The sequence below is a fragment of the Gordonia polyisoprenivorans NBRC 16320 = JCM 10675 genome, assembly GCF_000241325.1.
Classification (GTDB): Bacteria; Actinomycetota; Actinomycetes; order Mycobacteriales; family Mycobacteriaceae; genus Gordonia; species Gordonia polyisoprenivorans.
The window spans coordinates 1-18,438 of the sequence record NZ_BAEI01000072.1 but is presented as its reverse complement, the minus strand read 5'-3'; the positions used below and the strand labels follow the sequence as shown (position 1 = coordinate 18,438).

The window sequence follows — 18,438 nt, the reverse complement described above, 5'->3', positions numbered from 1 at the left end:
GCAAAGGCCTCGGTCAGCCGACGCCCTGGGTGGGGTCGACGGCCTGCTCGAGCAGACTGCGGCGATAGGCCTCGAGTGCGACGAGATCACCGAAGACGGCGTTGTACGCGTCGGGGTCCTCGCTGGGCGCCATCCGCCGCAGGCGTGACTTGATGTCGGCGATCTGCGCACCGACCCACACCTCCTGCAAGCGGGCGAGCACGCTGTTGACGTAGCGCGGGATGTTGTCCTCGGTCACGCTCATCGGCTCCACGGCGAGTTCGGTGACCATCGGTGAGAGCACCGGGTCGTCGACCTCGTGGTTCACCGCGTCCACCCATTGCGCGCCACCCATGCCCGACGACGTGCCGCCGAGGTCGGCCATCGCCTGGCGCAACCGCATGTAGATCGGCTCGGTGAAGCACTCGGACGGAAGCGAGTCGAACACCGTCCCGGCGATCGCCGGATACTGCAGCGCCGCCTTCAACGCCTCGCGTTGCGGCCAGAGCCGCGGGTCGTCGGGGCGGGGACGCGCCGACCCCGGGTCTTTCGCCGCCTCGGGTCGGTCGCGTCGCATCCCCGAAGCCCCGGATGTCTGTGCGCGGCCGGTGGCGCGGTTGTGCCGGGCGGCTTCCTCACGGACCCGGGCGAGCACCTGCGGCACCTCTTCCCAGCCCACCCAGCCGGCGAGTTGACGTGCGTACTCGTCGCGCAGCGCAACGTCTTTGATGCGGGCCACCACCGGCACCGCTTCACGCAGCGCGTGCACCCTGCCCTCGGCGGTGTCGAGATCGTGCGCGGCGATCAGTGTCTTGATCGCGAACTGGAACATCGGGATTCGGCGGGCGATCAGGTCGCGTACTGCGGCCTCGCCCCGCTCCTGCCGCAGTTCGCACGGATCCATGCCGTCGGGGGCGATCGCCACGAAGGTCTGCCCGGCGATCGACTGTTCTCCTTCGAAAGCCTTGAGCGCAGCCGCTTTTCCCGCGTCGTCGCCGTCGAAGGTGTAGATCACCTCGCCACGGAAGTACGAGTCGTCCATCATCAGCCTGCGCACCAGCGCCAGATGATCCTCACCGAAGGCCGTCCCGCACGAGGCGACCGCCGTGGTCACCCCGGACAGATGCATCGCCATCACGTCGGTATACCCCTCGACGATGACCACCTGATGGCCCTTGGCGATGTTCTTCTTCGCCAGATCCAGACCGAACAGCACCTGAGACTTCTTGTACAGCATGGTCTCCGGGGTGTTCATGTACTTGCCGAGGTTGTCGTCGTCGAAGAGTTTGCGCGCTCCGAAGCCGATGATGTCGCCGCCGAGATTGCGGATCGGCCAGAGCAGCCGCCGATGGAACCGGTCGATCGGCCCCTTGCGGCCCTCCTTCGACAGTCCCGCTTCACGGAGCTCGTCGAACTCGAAGCCCTGACCGAGCAGGTGTCTGGTCATCGTGTCCCAGCCGGCCGGGGCATACCCACAGCCGAACTGCGCCGCCGCGGCCGCGTCGAAGTTGCGTTCGGTCAGATAGTCGCGCGCGATCTGCGCTTCGGGTGAGCGCAGTTGCTCGACGTAGAACTTGTGTGCCGCGGCATTCGCGGCGGCCAGGCGCGCCCGGGTGCCGCGATCACGCGCGACACTCGGTCCGCCGCCCTCGTAGTGAATCTGATAGCCGATCCGGTCGGCGAGCTGCTCGACGGCTTCGACGAAGCCGATGTGTTCTTGCTTCTGCAGGAAGCTGTAGACGTCGCCGCCCTCGCCGCATCCGAAACAGTGGAAATGGCCGTGCACCGGGCGGACGTGGAACGACGGGGTCTTCTCGTCGTGAAAGGGACACAGTCCCTTGAGCCGATCGGGACCGGCCTGGCGCAATGCCACGTACTCGCCGATGATGTCCTCGATGCGGGTCTGCTCACGGATTGCCGTGATGTCGCGATCGGGGATTCGGCCTGCCACTTCGACCAGTGTAGTGACCGTGACCGGGGTGATCGCGACCGACGTGACCGGCGAGGAGGAACCGCCCTCAATTCCCCGAATCGGCCTTCGCCGAAGCCGCCGTGGTCGACGCGCGCGATCCGGCCGAGTCGGCCTGCGCGCGATCGTTCGTCGCTGCTGTCGGGGATGCCGTTGATGATGTGGTCGCCGACGGCGAGATCGCAGGTGGCACGGCGGCCACGGACGACGGCGCGGCCGTGGTGGGTGCGGTTGCTGCGGAGGTCGGGCTGGTGGTTGCCGGGCTGGTGGTTGTCGGGCTGGTGGTTGTCGGACTCGTGGACATCGGGGCAGGTGTTGTACTCGACGAGGCCACCTCCGGGACCGGTGCGGTCGTGGGGGCGACCGCCGCCTCGAGCCGGGACTCCGTCGCGGGGGTCACGAGCCCCGTCGAAGCTGTCTGACTCTGCGTCGTAGTCGTCGTCTGACTCTGCGTCGTAGACGCGGCGGCGGTGTAGGCGTTCGCTGCCGCCTGGGTCGACGGTCGCGTGTAGGCGCTGTCGACGATCGGCTTCCATTGTGCGTTGAGTTCATCGGCGACCGAGGTCAGCCCGAGCCAGCGCAGCGGATCGAGCAGCGGCAGATCTGCGGTCGGCGCCATGACATACGTCATATTCCCGTCGGTCCAGGTTATGTCGTTCGGGTCATCGGGATTCATCGAGAAATACGCGGTGGGGTGAATGAACATCATCCCGGCGATGGCATTCGCGACGGCGAGGGGATTCGGGTCGGAGGGCCAATCGGCCCAGCCGTCGTATTCTTTCCAGAATTCCGTGACGTGATAGGGCGTGGTGGTCGGTACCTTCGGCAACCACCAGGGGCCGTACGTATTCTCGGGATCGCCCACGAGAAGGAACGACGTGGTCGCCGGCGGGGCGTAGGAATCGGCATCGGCACTCAGGTTGCGCAACCAGAATCCTGCGACCTGCGCACCTTGCGAATATGCGAAAACCAGAATCGGGTGGTGCGCGTCGGCGCCGTTGGCCCGCAGGGTCGCGTCCAGGGAGTCCGCACCCAGCGAGATGGGACCGAATTCGCCTGGAACACCGAACAAATGCGAAGGGTCCGGCGACGCCGAGGTCGGCACCTGCCGGCACTCGGCACCGGCCGCGCTGCACCGTCCCTGAAAGAGCATCGCCATCGCATCGATCAGATTGAAATCCAATGGCTCGATGGTGTAGATCTCCGTGCCGGATCCCGACGACGGGAATACCGATGCGCGCGCCATGGCATTCGGAAACGCCGGGACGAACACCGCGGGAACAACGAGCATGGCGCAGGCGATGATCATTCCGAGCAGGCTGCGCCGAACATGCACCATCACGGGTGTCCTTTCATGGCCCCCGTCGAGATGAGTGGACTCTCATCTATTTCAAGGACGCCCTCATAGTGACGCTCTGAGCATAGAAAATGCTCGGTTCCACGTACAGATGGTTTTCGGGAAAAGGCACCAACAATATTGTTGTGAAAACGGCGAGGTTGCACGGCGCCGCGTTGTCAATGCACCACAATGCGTCACACCATCACGCATTTCCGGCGCCGGACCGACCGCCGAACGACCCACCATGCTCGGCGTCCACGGCTACGGTCGGGGGTGAACGGTCGCCTCCCGCGCCCGCCACGACCCCCCCAGAGCCCACAGAGGAGTTCTCCCGTGACACAGCAGCCGGACGGAGCCCCTTCGAGCATCGCGGAGCAGGCTCGCCTGACCAGCGGCCACGATTTCTGGACCACCGAGTCCGTCCGCGACGTTCCCTCGATCCTGATGACCGACGGACCCCATGGGCTGCGCAAACAGGACGGCCCGACCGACCATCTGGGAATCTCCGGCAGTGTGCCCGCAACGTGTTTTCCGCCGGCTGTCGGACTGGCCCAGACGTGGAGTCCCGCCTTGGCGCGACGCGTCGGCGCGACCATCGCCGACGAGGCACGCGCACAGTCTGTCGGTGTGGTGCTCGGGCCGGGCGTCAATCTGAAGCGGTCGGTGCGCGGCGGTCGCAACCTTCGAGTACTTCTCCGAGGATCCTCACCTCACCGCGGAGCTCGGCGGTGCGTGGGTTCACGGTCTGCAGGCTCGTGGCGTGGGTGCGTCCCTGAAGCATTTCGCGGTGAACAACCAGGAGACCGACCGGATGCGCATCAGCGCCCGACGTCGACGAGCGCACGCTCCACGAGCTGTATCTGCGTGCGTTCCGGACGATCGTCACCCGACAGCAGCCGTGGACGGTGATGTGCTCCTACAACCGGATCAACGGCGTCCACGCCTCCCAGCATCGGGAGTTGCTCACCGAGATCCTGCGCGAACAATGGGGTTTCGGCGGTGCGGTGATCAGTGACTGGGGCGCGGTCGCCGATCGGGTGGCTGCGCTGGCCGCGGGTGTGGATCTGACCATGCCCTCCCCCGGGCCCGCAGCCGATGCGGCGGTGGCCGAGGCCGTCGCGAACGGCCGCCTCGCTCCCGAGGCGTTGACGTCGGCGGACGTCCGTGTCGCCGCACTCGCGCGCACCGCTGCCGCGCGCGCCCCGAGAACGCCCGAAACCCCCGATCTCGACGCGCATCACGCTTTGGCACGTGAGGTCGCCGGTCGCGCAATCGTGTTGTTACGCAACGACGACGACCTCTTGCCCCTCACCCCGACCGCGGATCTGGCCGTCATCGGCGAACTCGCAGCGCACCCGCGATATCAGGGTGGCGGATCATCGCATGTGCACGCCACCCGCGTCGACGTCCCTCTCGAGGAGATCCGCGCCCGCGCCGAGGCCGGCGTCGGATTCGCTGCCGGATACCGCATCGGTGCCGAAACCGACACCGACGCCGCATTGCTCGAGGAGGCGGTCTCGGTGGCTCGAGCCGCGTCGACGGTGGTGCTGTTTCTCGGACTCGCCGACGAGCAGGAATCCGAGGGGTTCGATCGGGCCGACATCGAGTTACCGCCTGCCCAACTCGCCCTGGCCGAGGCGATCGTCGCCGCCAATCGGCGCACCGTGATCGTCCTGGCGCACGGCGGGGTGCTGCGGCTGTCGCCGTTGACGGCTCCGGCGCTCCTCGACGGTGCACTACTCGGCCAGGCGGTGGGCGCCGCGATCGCCGACGTGCTGTTCGGTGACGTCAATCCCTCGGGCCGACTGGCCGAGACGGTTCCCGAGCGTCTGTCCGACACCCCTGATCATCTGTCGTTTCCCGGCGAATTCGGGCACGTGATCTACGGCGAGGGCCTGTTCATCGGCTACCGCTGGTACGACGCACGTGAGTTGCCGGTGACGTTTCCCTTCGGACACGGCTTGTCCTACACCACCTTCGAGTACCGGGACCTCGAGGTGCACACCACCGACGACGGCGGCCTGCGGGTGGCGGCGACGATCACCAACGCCGGCGCACGGACCGGACGTGAGGTGGTACAGGTCTACCTCGGCGCCGCCACCTCCGCGCCGGCGACCGGGCCGACCCCCGTCACCATGCCGACCCCGGTGACCGCGCCGCGTGAACTCAAGGCGTTCACCGACATCGACCTCGATCCGGGCTGCAGCGCGCGGGTCGAGATGACGGTGACGGCCGACGACCTGTCCCGATGGGATCTCCGGACACACTCGTTCGTGGTCCGGTCCGGGCGGTACGCGGTGTCGGTGGGGGGCCTCCAGCCGCGACATCCGGCTGACCGCCGAGGTCGACGTCGTCGGTGACGACACCACCGGTGACCTCACGTTGGAATCGAGCATCGCCGAGGTGTTGGCCGATCCGGTTGCGGCCGAGGCGATGACGAAGATCACCGACGCCCTGACCGATGGCGCCGACACCGGCGAGGGCATGGACCTGGTGACCATCATGGGCTCGGTCCCGGTGGGCCGGATCGTCGACTTCTCCGCCGGGGCGCTACCCCGAGAGGTGCTGCAGGACATCCTGGATCGGGCCAACGCCGCGCGATGAACCCGGCGCCCGGCCCGAGTGATCTGCGGCGCCGCGCCCGACCACTCAGCCCAGATGTGCCTGCGCGCCCGAGTTCTGCTTGTCCATCCGTTCGAGCCTGCCCTCGGTCATCGACGCGATCTGGTCGACGATGACCCGTTTGCGGGCAGTGTCGTCGGCGGCGTGTTCCCAGCTGGGAACGAACACCGGGTCGAGCCCCCCGGGAGCCGCGGCGCTGAGCCACTCGCCGACGCGGTGGATGCGTTCGCGCTGCCGGGCCTGATGGGTCTTGTGCCGCACGTTGGAGAAGATGAACCGCAGCGCAAGGGTTTTCAGGATCGCCACCTCGGCGGCGATGAGCGGCGGCACGGACAGGTCGGCGTCGTACCGGGACAGCGACCGCCCGCCCACCACCTCGCGGGTGCCGGTGATCGCGGCCGAGGCGAACCGGCCGATGAGTTCGCTGGTGAGCCGCTTGAGCCGGACCGATGCGTCCAGACTGCCGTCGAACACCCCGACCGCGCCCACGATCTCCATGCGCGAGAGTCGTTGTGCGGCATCAATCAACGGCTCGGGCTCGAGACCCGGGAACTCCTTGATCCCGATGTCGGCGAGCGTGCGCTGGTCGTCGGGATCGGCGAGCGTGCGCAGATCGATGCGGTTGGCGATGACACCGTCCTCGAGGTCGTGGACCGAGTAGGCGACGTCGTCGGACCAGTCCATCACCTGCGCCTCGATGCACTGCCGATCGCCCGGCGCCTCGCGTCGGACCCAATCCAGGGCCGCGGCGTCGTCGGCGTAGGCGCCGAACTTCACATTCGGCGGCCGGCGGGTCCACGGATACTTCAGGGTCGCATCGAGAGAGGCGCGCGTCAGGTTGAGCCCGGCACTGCGGCCCTGATCGTCGAGCAACTTGGGCTCAAGCCGGGTGAGGATTCGCAGATTCTGCGCGTTGCCCTCGAATCCGCCGATGTCGGAAGCGAATTCGTTGAGCGCACGCTCACCGTTGTGCCCGTAGGGGGGATGGCCGATGTCGTGGGCGAGGCCGGCCAATTCCACCAGATCGGGTTCGCAGCCGAGGCCGATCGCGATCCCGCGGCCGATCTGCCCGACCTCGAGCGAATGGGTCAGACGGGTACGCGGCGTGTCGCCCTCGCGCGGGCCGACGACCTGGGTCTTGTCGGCGAGGCGACGCAAGGCAGCCGAATGCAGTACGCGCGCACGGTCGCGCGCGTACTCACTGCGGTGGTCGGTCCGGGTTCCGGGCAGGCTCGCGACCTTGGCGCCCTCGGGCACCATCCGCTCGGTGGCCTCGTCGCCGTAGAACGCCGTCGGGGGAATCCCGGATTGGGACCCCCCGGACCGTCCCGTCGGAGGGCGGTCAGTCAAGCACCCAGCCCCGGGCGACGGCGAAGTCGGTGATCCGGCTGCGGATCGCGACGATCTGCGCGGCCGTGAGGTCGTCGGAGGAATCGAGCAGCAGTTCGGTCACCTCTTCGGTGAACGCGGCGGCATCCAACGATCCGCCCCCGCCGCCGCGCGGACGGCGCGGACGGTCCCGATCGCCGCCGTGCGAACGACCGTGGTCATCGCGGCGATGGTCGTCACGTCGGTGATCATCGCGTCGGTGATCGTCACGGCGCGGCGGCCGTCCACCGCCGGACTCCTCGGCCGGGGCGGCCTCGGTGACCGCGACGTTGATCGCCTTGGAACCACGGTCGGTCTCTTCGACATCGAAGGAGACCTTGGCGCCCGGCTTCAGGTCGTTCTCGTCGATGTCGATGTCATTGATGTGCAAGAACACATCTGCCCCACCGGATTCCGGGGCCAAGAACCCGAATCCACGGTTGGCGTCGTAATGGACGACCTTGCCACTGACTGCCACGATTGCACTCACTCTCTACTGATCGCTGCGGCGGACCCCATGCCCGAACCTCGCGACTCCGTCCCCAATTGTGACAGACAGCCGCAGGTCAGGCCCAATCGAAAGCGGTTCGCCGATCAGGAGCCGAGGAGTTTGCCACCCAGATACTCGGCCACCTTGTCCAGGGCGACCCGCTCCTGGCTCATGGTGTCGCGCTCGCGGATGGTGACCGCGTGATCGTCGAGGGTGTCGAAGTCCACGGTCACACAGAACGGCGTGCCGATCTCGTCCTGGCGCCGGTAACGCTTGCCGATGCCCTGCGCATCGTCGAATTCGACGTTCCAGTTCTTGCGCAGCTCGGTGGCGAGATCCTTGGCCTTCGGCGAGAGTTTCTCGTTGCGCGACAGCGGCAGCACGGCCACCTTGACCGGGGCCAAACGGCGGTCGAGACGCAGCACCGTGCGGGTGTCGGTGCCGCCCTTGGCATTCGGCACCTCCTCCTCGGTGAGGGCGTCGCACAGAAACGCCATCACCGACCGGGTCAGTCCGGCTGCCGGCTCAATGACGTAGGGCGTGTAGCGCTCGCCGGAGGCCTGGTCGAAGAACGACAGGTCCTCACCGGAGGCCTTCGAATGCGTGGAGAGGTCGAAGTCGGTGCGGTTGGCGACGCCTTCGAGTTCACCCCACGGGTTACCGGAGAAACCGAACTTGTACTCGACGTCGACGGTGCGCTTGGAGTAGTGCGAGAGCTTCTCCTGCGCGTGCTCATAGAGCCGCAGGTTCTCCGGGTCGATCCCGAGGTCGACGTACCAGTTGAATCGCTGATCGATCCAGTACTGATGCCACTGCTCGTCCTCGCCGGGCCTGACGAAGAACTCCATCTCCATCTGCTCGAACTCACGGGTGCGGAAGATGAAGTTGCCGGGGGTGATCTCATTGCGGAAGCTCTTGCCGATCTGGGCGATGCCGAACGGCGGCTTCTTCCGCGACGTCGTCATGACGTTCTTGAAGTTGACGAAGATGCCCTGCGCGGTCTCCGGCCGCAGATAGTGCAGCCCCTCCTCGTCGTCGACCGGGCCGAGGTAGGTCTTCATCAGACCGCTGAATGCCTTGGGCTCGGTCCACTTTCCGGGCTGGCCGGTCTCGGGGTCGTTGATGTCGGCGAGGCCGTTCTCCGGCGGGTGGCCGTGTTTGATCTCGTAGGCCTCGATGAGGTGATCGGCCCGATACCGCTTGTGGGTGTAGAGCGACTCGACCAGTGGGTCGGTGAACACCTCGACGTGACCGGAGGCCTCCCACACCTGCCGCGGCAGGATCACCGACGAGTCGAGGCCCACCACGTCGTCTCGGGAGGTGACCATGGTGCGCCACCACTGCCGCTTGATGTTCTCCTTGAGCTCCACACCGAGCGGCCCGTAGTCCCACGCCGAGCGCGTGCCACCGTAGATCTCACCACTCGGGTAGACCAGACCGCGCCGCTTGGCGAGGTTGACGACGGCTTCGACTTTGGACGGGGCGGCGGCCACGATGAATCGCACTCCACAGACGTTGGGACAGGGTCACGCCACCGGCACCTTCGATGTCGGCAACCCCTACAGGGTAGCCGTCGATCACAAGCGGAGAACAATCGCGGATCCGCCCGGCGGTCCCGACCCGAGGACCACGCCACCGCGCGCCGGCTCACACCAGCGGCCGACCCAGTCGATGCCGTATCCGCGTGTCCCAGAGCAAGAGCCGAAATCCCAACTGGGAGCGCCAGCGGGGCCGTCGACGTTCCGCGGCGACGCAGCGCGCGATGTAGTCGTCGAACCAGCGCTGGTCGTCGGCGGTCCATTCCACGCGCAGCGCGGTCCGGAACGCCGGCGGCAGATAGCCGATCGTGCGCCGGTATTTGACCGGGCCGTACCGGCGTTGCACCCACTGCGGTGCGTACCCGAAGCGGGCGATCGACAGGAGGAACTCGCGCACCTCGTCGCTGATCGAGATCTCGGCCACCCGCCGATCCCAGTACTCGTCGAAGGCGTCGCGGTCGGCGGGCCAGCTCTCGGCAGGCATCTGCAAGGTGGTGCCGCACACCATTCCCTGGCGGTAGAACTCGTCGCGGAGGTCACCGGACAGCGGCCCGTACACCCGCTCGTAGATGTCCTCGAGACCGACGTAGAGACACGCCGCCACCCAGAGCTGCAGGTGCGGATTCATGGCGTCGTACTCGACCGGACTGTCCGGCGCGGACCGGACCTGCGCGTGCTGGCCATTGACCGCACGCCGAAATCAGCGCCGGTCGTCGGCGTCGCCGAGGATGGCGACGGCCAGATATGACGCGGTCGTGCGTGCCCGCTTGACCGGATGCCGATCGAGCCGCCCATTGTCGACGGTGCTGTGCGCGACGCCGTAACCGACCGCGGGATCGGCGAGCTGCATGATCACGTTCGCAGTGCTCATGGTGTTGCCCATCGCCATCAACGAGCGGGCGAACAAACTCGCGTCGAGTGCGTCGAGTTGCGCACGGGACACCCTCGTACGATGCGGCTCATCCTCATCGGTCATCTCGAAGCCCTCCCACTCTGAACCGCCACATTCTGGCAACATACGTTTCCAGACTAGCGGGTATGCCTCTCGGTATGTGGTGGTCGTCGGCAACGCTCATCCCAAATGACAACGACTTCCCATAAGATGGTCGACATGGACACCCACCGACCCTGCGACGCCCTCACCGAGCGCACCGACGCGCAGGCCCGTGAGGCCGCCAGTGACCTCCTCCGTGCGCTGGCCGCGCCGACCCGGATCGCCATCGTGTTGTCCCTGCAGGAGAGCGCCAAATGCGTCCACGAGCTCGTCGGCGGACTCGGGCTGAGCCAACCTCTCGTCAGTCAGCACCTCCGGGTGCTCAAGGACGCCGGCGTGGTGCGCGGGCACCGCAACGGGCGCGAGATCATGTATGAACTCATCGACGATCACCTCGCGCACATCGTGACCGACGCCCTGGTCCACGCCACCGAATCGTCGGTCGAGACCGAGTCGGCCGGCGACCCCGAATCGGTTGGCGCCACCGGCGACCCGGCTGATCCGGTGGCGCAGGACCGAACCGGAGCCGCCTCGTGAGCAGCCGATCGGCCGCGGGACCCGTCACCGGCATCCGCTCCACCCGGCAGCGTGCGGCCATCGCCGACGCCCTGGCCGACAGCGAGGACTTCCGGTCCGCGCAGGAACTCCACGAACAACTCAAGGCCCGTGGCGAGTCGATCGGACTGACCACGGTCTACCGCAACCTGCAGGCCTTGTCGCAGTCCGGACAGATCGACGCGCTGTGGGACGGGACGGGTGAGACCCGCTATCGCAACTGCTCGTCCGGTCACCACCACCATCTGGTCTGCCGGGAGTGCGGCACCACCGTGGAGGTCCAGGCCGACCCCGTCGAACGCTGGGCCGCGACGGTCGCCGAGGAACACGGATTCACCGACATCCACCACACCGTCGAGGTCTTCGGGCGGTGCGCGCAGTGCCAGGCCCGTCGTCAGGAAATGGCGCCGCCGACCAGATGACCGGCGACGTCGGCGCCGGTCACCAGCACCAGATGCAGCATGGTCAGCAGCGCCATGTCAGCGAGGCCACCGATCGGAAACGTGTAGTAGAGCAACACGTCGGTGGTCACGCCCTCCGGGTCGCTGCGTCGCAGACTGCCGAAACTGAGCTTCGCGTCGTGGGTTTCGACGTCGTCGCGTAGTTCCGGGGTGTTGGGCAGATTCACCGCGATCAGTTGCGTGACACTGAGGACCTCGAGGTTCTCGGCGATGTCGACCGCGCGGATCGAGGCGCGGGTGCGTCCCACCCGGACGACCACCGAGTCGGCGTCACCGCCCACCACGTCACCGACCTCGGTGAGTAACCCGCGCACGCGCGCAACCGATGTCGCGTCGTCGTCGGTCATGTGGGCCTGACCCCGCCGAAGCGCCGGTCGCGTGAGGCGTATTCGAGACACGCCGCCCACAGGTCGCGGCGATCGAAATCGGGAAAGAGCTTCTTCTGGTACACCATTTCGGCGTAGGCCGACTGCCAGAGCAAGAAGTTGGAGATGCGCTGCTCGCCGGAGGGACGCAAGAACAGGTCGACGTCGGGCATGTCCGGCTCATCGAGGTATCGCGCGAAGGACGACTCGGTGATCCGTTCCGGGTCGATCTCGCCGGCCGCCGCTCGCCGCGCGATTTCCCTTGCGGCATCCGCGATCTCGGCACGTCCACCGTAGTTGACGCACATGGTCAGCGTCATCACGTCGTTGTCCTTGGTCAGTTCCTCGGCGACCTCGAGTTCCTTGATGACGCTGCGCCACAACCGCGGCCGCCGTCCCGCCCAGCGCACGCGCACCCCCATCTCGTGCATCTCGTCACGCCGACGTCGGATCACGTCACGGTTGAACCCCATCAGGAACCGGACCTCGTCGGGACTACGCGACCAGTTCTCGGTCGAGAACGCGTACGCCGACAACCACTTCACGCCGATCTCGATACATCCGCACACGGTGTCCATCAGCACGGCCTCGCCGCGCTTGTGCCCCTCCGTGCGGGGTAGGCCGCGGTCGGTGGCCCACCGTCCGTTGCCGTCCATCACCAGGGCGACGTGATTGGGGACGAACTCCGGAGGCAGATTCGGTGGGGTGGCACCGCTGGGATGGGGATCGGGCGGGCGGATGAGCGTACGTGCCCGGTGCGCGGTCTGCTTCTTGGCGGAGCTACCCGGCCGCAACGCCATCTTCGACTCCTCTCACGCCTGACTCGATCACCCTATGAGGAGCGGCACGCTCGATCAGCGGCAGGGTGCGCAGCTGCCGTTCCAGGTGCCATTGCAGGTGCGCGGCGGTCAGTCCGCTGGCCTGGCGACGTAGCGAATCGGAGGCGTCGGTGGTGTGCTCCCACTGGCCGCGGAACAGCGCATCCATCAGGTCGAGCACTCCCGGGGAGGGGGTCGCCGCGCCCGGCGGCCGGCAGTGCAGACACACCGCTCCCCCGGCGGCGACGTGAAACGCACGGTGCGGGCCGGGGGTGGCGCATCGTGCGCACAACTCCAGCGCAGGCATCCAGCCCGCACAATGCATGGCCCGCAACAGGAATGCATCGAGGATGAGCTGACGTGGGCGACGATCCTCGGCGAGCGCCTCGAGCGCCCCGACGGTCAGTCGCTGCAACTGGGTGGCCGGTGCACGCTCCTCGCCGGCGAGTCGTTCGGCGGTCTCGAGCACCGCGCACGCGGTGGTGTAGCGCCCGTAGTCGGCGACGATGGCGTCGGAGAAGGCGTGCAGACTGTGCACCTGCGTGACGACATCGAGGTTGCGGCCCGGATAGAGATGGATGTCGACGTGGGCGAACGGTTCGAGGCGTCCACCGAACTTGGACCGGGTGCGGCGCACCCCCTTGGCCACCGCGCGCACGAGCCCGTGGTCGGCGGTCAGCAACGTGATGATCCGATCGGCCTCGCCGAGCTTGTGCTGGCGCAGCACGACAGCCTCATCACGGTAGAACCTCACCGGGTCATTCTGTCACCGATCAACGACAGAGCCCGGCGGTGACACCCCGTCATCGGCAACTCCCACCGGCGAGTGGTGCGGCGACGGTGTGGTGATGGTGGGCGTGCCGGTCTTGTCCATGGCCTTCGCCAGCCGCTCGGGCAGACGCATCCCACCGGGATAGCGATGCCAGCCCTTGCGGTCGTAGAAGGTGGTGCCCAGCCAGCCGAGCAGCACACCGACGACGAGCCCGATCACCATCTGGATCACCGACCGTCCCAGCCCGGCGTCCCAGTCGGCGTCGAAGTACAGGACCGCCCGCACGCCCAGGTACACCAGGTGCATCGGTTCCACCGCGGCGATCCAGGAGAACAGCCGCGGACTCGCCTCCAGCGGCACCGTCCCACCGGAGGACGGCAGTCCCAGGATGACGAAGAAGACCAGATTGAGGATGAGCCCGGCGTTGCCGAAGACCGCCATCATCGAACTCGCCGACACCCCGACCGCGAAGATCGCGAGCACCGAGACCATCCACAGGGTGAACGCGTTGGGCAGGGAGGTCCCGACCGCGGTGCACACGCCGATGTACATGGCCGACTGGATCACGGCCACCAGCGCCATGATCGTCCATTTGGCGGCCAGGGTGCCCCACCGCGAGATCGCCAGCCGGACCCGCAATTGGTAGAACGGGCCGTACTCGATCGGGGTCTGGCCGAGCATGCCGTCGACCACGATGCTCACCATCATCGCGCCGGTGAACCCGGCCAGGATCAGCAACAGCGTGAAATAGAAGGCGGACAAACCATTTCCGGAGCCGTCGGGCAGCGGTGTCGCCTCGATGACGTCGACCTTGACCGGCTGCCACAGGGCCAATTGCGCCGCCCCGGAGAACGCGACGTCCGCCTTGGCCAGCTGGGCGCGCACGGTGTCGGTGAGTTGTTGACCCATCTGCGCGTTGACCTGCTCGGAGATTCGGTCGGCGAAGGTCGTGGTGACCGCCGAGGCGAAGGTCCCCGACCCGCGGTTGATGTAGACGTCGATGGTGACCGGCTCCGGCCGCGCCTGCAGCACGGTGGCCTTGCCCAGTGCGAGAACGGAATCGGAGAAGTTGGCGCCGAGTGCCACCACGCCGTAGACCTTGCCGCCGTTGAGCTCGTTGAGTGCGGTGACCCGGTCGGTGCGGTGCACGGCGATACCGCTCTTGGCGGCGTTGGTGATGATGCCGTCGGCGACCTGCTTGCCGTAATCGACCTGCGTGGAGGTGCCATTGCCGTTGTCGAGACTGCCGCCGCTGTCCTCGTTGACGATCGCGACCGGGAAGTTGTGCAGGTTCTTCTCCGGATCGGCGATGGCGCCCATGTAGAGGGCGGCCATGAACGACATCACGACCACCACCAACAGCAGCGGGAGCAGCCAGAACCGGGGCGAGCCCAGGACCCCGGAGATCGTGGTGGTGACCCGGACGTCCCGCTGTGGACGTTCGTGTTCGCCCGGCCGAGCCAGTTCCTCACCCTCGGGGACGTGCCCGGTCTCCTCGTGCCTGCCCATCGCTACCCCTCCGGTCCGCGATGCGGGCCCACCTCGCCCGCACCAGCCTGCGGTGTCCTAGAAGCCCATGCGGCGCAACTGCTTTGGGTCGCGCTGCCAGTCCTTGGCCACCTTCACGTGCAGGTCAAGGTACACCTTCACACCCAGCATCGCCTCGATCTGACGGCGCGCCGTGGTGCCCACCGCCTTCAGACGGGCACCCTTGTGGCCGATGATGATGCCCTTCTGGCTGTCACGCTCGACGTAGAGGATTGCGTGGACATCGACCATCGGCGCCTGCTCCGGTGCCCGATCCTCGCGCGGGATGATCTCCTCGATGACCACCGCCAGCGAATGCGGCAACTCGTCGTGAACTCCCTCGAGTGCGGCCTCGCGGATGAACTCGGCCATCAGGACCTGTTCGGGCTCGTCGGTGAGTTCTCCGTCGGGATAGAACGCCGGCCCGGGCTCCATCAGCGACACCAGCACGTCGGTCAACACGTCGATCTGCTCACCCGAGGTCGCCGAGACGGGTACCACTTCCGATGTGGGTCCGAGCAATTCGGAGAGGGCGAGCAGCTGGGCGGCGACCTGCTCGGGCCCGACGCGATCGATCTTGGTCACGATGCCGAGCACCGTGGTCCCCGGCGCCATCTGCCGGACCTGCGAGACGATCCACCGGTCCCCCGGACCGATCCGCTCGTCGGCCGGGATGCAGACACCGATCACGTCGACCTCGGAGTAGGTGTCGCGGACCAGATCGTTGAGCCGCTGACCGAGCAGCGTGCGCGGCCGGTGCAGCCCCGGGGTGTCGACGAGGATCAGCTGCGCGTCGGGCCGATTCACGATTCCGCGGATGGTGTGGCGGGTGGTCTGCGGCCGATTCGAGGTGATCGCGATCTTCTCGCCCACCAGCGCATTGGTCAAAGTCGACTTGCCGGTGTTCGGCCGGCCGACGAAACACACGAAACCCGAACGGAATTCGGTCATGAAGCCGTGTCCGCCCCGGCACCGGCGCGGACCCGGTCGAGCACGGTGCCCGCGGCGTCGGTGACCACCAGCAGTGCGTCCGGGCTGATCTCGGCGAGCGTCGCGCGGCCCGGGTCGTCGGCGCCACCGCCGACGATCACCGCTGCCTCGAAGGACTCGGCGCCACTCGACAGTGCGGTGACCACCGCGACCTGTAGTGCCGACAGTTCCAACGAGGCGGTACGCACGTCGGCACCGGCATAGGTTCGGCCGTCTCCCTCGCGGACCGCCGCGCCCGACGGCGACTGCGCCCGGCCACGCGCGCCGCGGGCGAGAGTCACCAACTTGGCGTCTTCGTCACCCAATGGCTCGCTCACATGGCCTCCTTCTGCTGGGCGTCCCGGCGCTCAGCGTATTCGCCGTTGCGTCGGGAGCGGTCACCGCCCCGCGAGCCGCCACGCCTGCCCGGCGCGTCGTTGCGCTCGTCCTCTCGGGCATCGAGCGGATCCCGCTCCGTCTCGGGCTCCTCGATCTGCTCGACGAGCACGGTCGTGATGCGCTGGCGGCCTTGCCGATTCGGTCCGCCCTCGGCCACCAGTTGCAGGCCGTGGCTGGCGACACGAGCCCCCGGCAGCGGCACCCGGCCGAGTTCGAGGCCGACGAGCCCGCCGACGGTTTCGACCTCGTCGTCGTCGATGTCGATGTCGAACAGTTCGCCGAGATCCTCCACCGGCAGTCGCGCCGAGACCCGGTACCGACCGTCGCCGAGGTCTTCCACGGGGGCGACCTCACCGGTGTCGTACTCGTCGGTGATCTCCCCGACGATCTCCTCGAGGACGTCCTCGATGGTGACCAGCCCGGCGATGCCGCCGTATTCGTCGACGAGCAACGCCATGTGGTTGTGGGTGCGCCGCATGTCCTCCAGAACCCGGTCCAGCGGTTTGGAGTCGGGGATGAACTCCGCCGGGCGCATCACCGCCGAAACGCTCACCGAGCGGGCGTCCTCGCCGCGCATCGAGCGCTCCACGAGATCCTTCAGATACACCACCCCGAGGATGTCGTCGGGGTTCTCCCCGATCACCGGGATACGCGAATGCCCGCTGCGCACAGCCAGACTCGTTGCCTGCGCGGCGCTCTTGTCACTCTCGATCCAGATCATCTCCGGTCGCGGCACCATCACCTCGCGGGCGTTGGTGTCGCCGAGTTCGAAGACCGACTGGATCATGCGGCGTTCGTCGGCGGCCACCACCCCGCTCGCCTCGGCGAGGTCGACGACCTCACGCAACTCGACCTCGGTGGCGAACGGCCCGTTGCGGTATCCCTTACCCGGCGTCACCGCGTTTCCGATGAGGATGAGCAACCGGGTCAGCGGGGTGAGGATCACGCCCAGGATCTGCAGCGCCGCGGCCGAGGCCAGCGCGATGGTGTAGGCGTGTTGACGACCGAGCGTGCGCGGGCCGACCCCGGCCGCCACATATGACACCACCGCCATCCCGGCGATGGCGACGATCAGTCCCCACCCGATGCCCAGTTCGGACACGACGATCACCGCAACCAACGCGACGGCAGCGGTTTCACACACCACCCGCAGCAACACCGCGAGACCGACATAGGTCGCGCGGGCGGCGAGCACCCGCATGAGCCGCACCGCACCCGCGCGCCGTTCCTTGACCATGTCCTCGACACGGGCGATCGACACGGTCGACACCGCGGTGTCCACCGCGGCGAACACTCCGCTGAGGACGACGAGGACGACGGCGGACAGCGCGAACCACAGATAGGCGGCCCCGGTCACTGCTCCGTCGAGCCCGCGGGCCGCTGCTGCGCGGAGCCCTCGTCACCTCCCGGGAATTCGGGGAACGGGGAGTCGGTGAACCCGATGTTGGTCAGCAGACGGGTGTCCCGATCGGTCTGGCGTTGCTGCTGGGACTCGCGGTGCCGCTGTGCGTAGAACTCTTCGAGCAGACGGTTCTGCAGGCCGAACATCTCCTTCTCCTCGTCGGGTTCGGCGTGGTCGTAGCCGAGCAGATGCAGGACGCCGTGGATGGTGAGCATCGCCAGTTCGTGCTCGAGTGAGCGCCGGGCCTCGCGGGCCTGTTTGGCGGCGAATTCGGGGCAGAGCACGATGTCGCCGAGGATGGCGGGGCCCGGCTCGGCGGCGTCGGGCCGCCCGCCGGGCACCAACTCGTCCATCGGGAAGCTCATCACGTCGGTGGGACCGGGCAGATCCATCCATTGCACGTGCATGTCGGCCATCGTCGGCTCGTCCACACAGAGCACCGAGAGTTCGGCACCTGGATGGACGTCCATCGCCTCGGTCGCGAATCGTGCTGCGGCGAGCACCAATTCGGCGGGGACGTCCACGCCGGACTCGTTGGCGAATTCGATGCTCATGAGCGTCGTCCCTGACTTGCCGAGCGCCGCGCGGCGCGATTGGGGCCACCGATGCGATCCGAGTCACGCAGTCGCGGGTTGTCCTGCGCCGCCTCCTCGGCCCGCCCGTAGGCGTCGACGATGTCGGCGACGAGCCGGTGCCGGACCACGTCCTGACTGGTCAGGGTGGCGAAGTGGATGTCGTCGATGCCGTCGAGGATGCGGGTGGCGGCCATCAGTCCGCTCTGCGCACCGCCGGGCAGGTCGACCTGCGTGGTGTCGCCGGTGACCACCACCTTCGACCCGAAACCCAGCCGGGTCAGGAACATCTTCATCTG

The 18,438-nt window shown here is 67.4% G+C and carries 16 protein-coding genes and 2 pseudogenes; 3 read left to right on the top strand and 15 right to left on the bottom strand.

The window, feature by feature from the left end:
- Positions 1–13: 13 nt before the first annotated feature.
- Both dnaG and GOPIP_RS19420 read right to left on the bottom strand, forming a co-directional pair.
- Positions 14–1,930, bottom strand: coding sequence for a DNA primase (gene dnaG / locus GOPIP_RS19425; protein ID WP_006371481.1), 1,917 nt, complete (start codon positions 1,928–1,930; stop codon positions 14–16).
- Between the two features lie 67 nt (positions 1,931–1,997).
- A complete protein-coding gene (locus GOPIP_RS19420) occupies positions 1,998–3,287 on the bottom strand; it encodes a PE-PPE domain-containing protein (RefSeq protein WP_006371480.1) in 1,290 nt (429 codons plus the stop codon).
- A gap of 333 nt (positions 3,288–3,620) precedes the next feature.
- On the opposite strand from GOPIP_RS19420, the pseudogene GOPIP_RS29735 reads away from it, so the two are divergent.
- A pseudogene (locus GOPIP_RS29735) lies at positions 3,621–5,891 on the top strand (glycoside hydrolase family 3 C-terminal domain-containing protein).
- Positions 5,892–5,936: 45 nt separating this feature from the next.
- Here the strand turns inward: GOPIP_RS29735 and GOPIP_RS19410 are convergent.
- From GOPIP_RS19410 to GOPIP_RS19395, 4 genes and pseudogenes are all read right to left on the bottom strand, one after another.
- Complete coding sequence (locus GOPIP_RS19410; protein ID WP_006371476.1) at positions 5,937–7,259, bottom strand: deoxyguanosinetriphosphate triphosphohydrolase; 1,323 nt, start codon at positions 7,257–7,259, stop codon at positions 5,937–5,939.
- The gene (locus GOPIP_RS19405) at positions 7,252–7,755 is read right to left on the bottom strand and encodes a cold-shock protein (RefSeq protein WP_035728456.1); all 504 of its coding nucleotides are present in this window, start codon (positions 7,753–7,755) and stop codon (positions 7,252–7,254) included. The genes GOPIP_RS19410 and GOPIP_RS19405 overlap by 8 nt, the downstream gene beginning before the upstream one ends.
- 116 nt (positions 7,756–7,871) lie before the next feature.
- Positions 7,872–9,272, bottom strand: a complete 1,401-nt coding sequence (locus GOPIP_RS19400; protein ID WP_006371474.1) for a glycine--tRNA ligase — start codon at positions 9,270–9,272, stop codon at positions 7,872–7,874.
- Between the two features lie 142 nt (positions 9,273–9,414).
- Positions 9,415–10,281 (bottom strand): annotated as a pseudogene (locus GOPIP_RS19395) (oxygenase MpaB family protein).
- 126 nt (positions 10,282–10,407) lie between these two features.
- Between GOPIP_RS19395 and GOPIP_RS19390 the strand changes: the two are divergent.
- Both GOPIP_RS19390 and GOPIP_RS19385 read left to right on the top strand, forming a co-directional pair.
- Positions 10,408–10,836 carry an ArsR/SmtB family transcription factor gene (locus GOPIP_RS19390; protein ID WP_014360461.1) on the top strand — a complete coding sequence of 143 codons (429 nt, stop codon included), beginning with the start codon at positions 10,408–10,410 and terminating at the stop codon, positions 10,834–10,836.
- Positions 10,833–11,276 (top strand): Fur family transcriptional regulator, encoded by a 444-nt coding sequence (locus GOPIP_RS19385; RefSeq protein WP_006371470.1) that lies wholly within the window; start codon positions 10,833–10,835, stop codon positions 11,274–11,276. The genes GOPIP_RS19390 and GOPIP_RS19385 overlap by 4 nt, the downstream gene beginning before the upstream one ends.
- On the opposite strand, the gene GOPIP_RS19380 is transcribed toward GOPIP_RS19385, so the two are convergent.
- From GOPIP_RS19380 to GOPIP_RS19340, 9 genes are all read right to left on the bottom strand, one after another.
- Positions 11,249–11,662 (bottom strand): hypothetical protein, encoded by a 414-nt coding sequence (locus GOPIP_RS19380; protein ID WP_006371469.1) that lies wholly within the window; start codon positions 11,660–11,662, stop codon positions 11,249–11,251. The two genes, GOPIP_RS19385 and GOPIP_RS19380, sit on opposite strands and share 28 nt — an antisense overlap.
- Positions 11,659–12,480 (bottom strand): isoprenyl transferase, encoded by an 822-nt coding sequence (locus GOPIP_RS19375; protein WP_006371468.1) that lies wholly within the window; start codon positions 12,478–12,480, stop codon positions 11,659–11,661. The genes GOPIP_RS19380 and GOPIP_RS19375 overlap by 4 nt, the downstream gene beginning before the upstream one ends.
- Positions 12,461–13,252, bottom strand: coding sequence for a DNA repair protein RecO (gene recO, locus GOPIP_RS19370; protein WP_006371467.1), 792 nt, complete (start codon positions 13,250–13,252; stop codon positions 12,461–12,463). Before recO ends, GOPIP_RS19375 begins: the two co-directional genes overlap by 20 nt.
- Positions 13,253–13,264: 12 nt before the next feature.
- Entirely contained in the window at positions 13,265–14,779 is a 1,515-nt protein-coding gene (locus GOPIP_RS19365; RefSeq protein WP_006371466.1) for a YhgE/Pip domain-containing protein, read from the bottom strand.
- 57 nt (positions 14,780–14,836) lie between these two features.
- Positions 14,837–15,748, bottom strand: a complete 912-nt coding sequence (gene era, locus GOPIP_RS19360; protein ID WP_006371465.1) for a GTPase Era — start codon at positions 15,746–15,748, stop codon at positions 14,837–14,839.
- On the bottom strand, positions 15,745–16,104 hold the full coding sequence (locus GOPIP_RS19355) for a cytidine deaminase (RefSeq protein ID WP_006371464.1): 360 nt from the start codon (positions 16,102–16,104) through the stop codon (positions 15,745–15,747). The genes era and GOPIP_RS19355 overlap by 4 nt, the downstream gene beginning before the upstream one ends.
- A complete protein-coding gene (locus GOPIP_RS19350) occupies positions 16,101–17,522 on the bottom strand; it encodes a hemolysin family protein (RefSeq protein WP_006371463.1) in 1,422 nt (473 codons plus the stop codon). The genes GOPIP_RS19355 and GOPIP_RS19350 overlap by 4 nt, the downstream gene beginning before the upstream one ends.
- The gene (ybeY, locus tag GOPIP_RS19345; protein ID WP_006371462.1) at positions 17,519–18,121 is read right to left on the bottom strand and encodes an rRNA maturation RNase YbeY; all 603 of its coding nucleotides are present in this window, start codon (positions 18,119–18,121) and stop codon (positions 17,519–17,521) included. The genes GOPIP_RS19350 and ybeY overlap by 4 nt, the downstream gene beginning before the upstream one ends.
- A partial coding sequence (locus tag GOPIP_RS19340) for a PhoH family protein (protein WP_006371461.1) occupies positions 18,118–18,438 on the bottom strand: 321 nt, incomplete at its 5' end. The genes GOPIP_RS19340 and ybeY, both read right to left, overlap by 4 nt.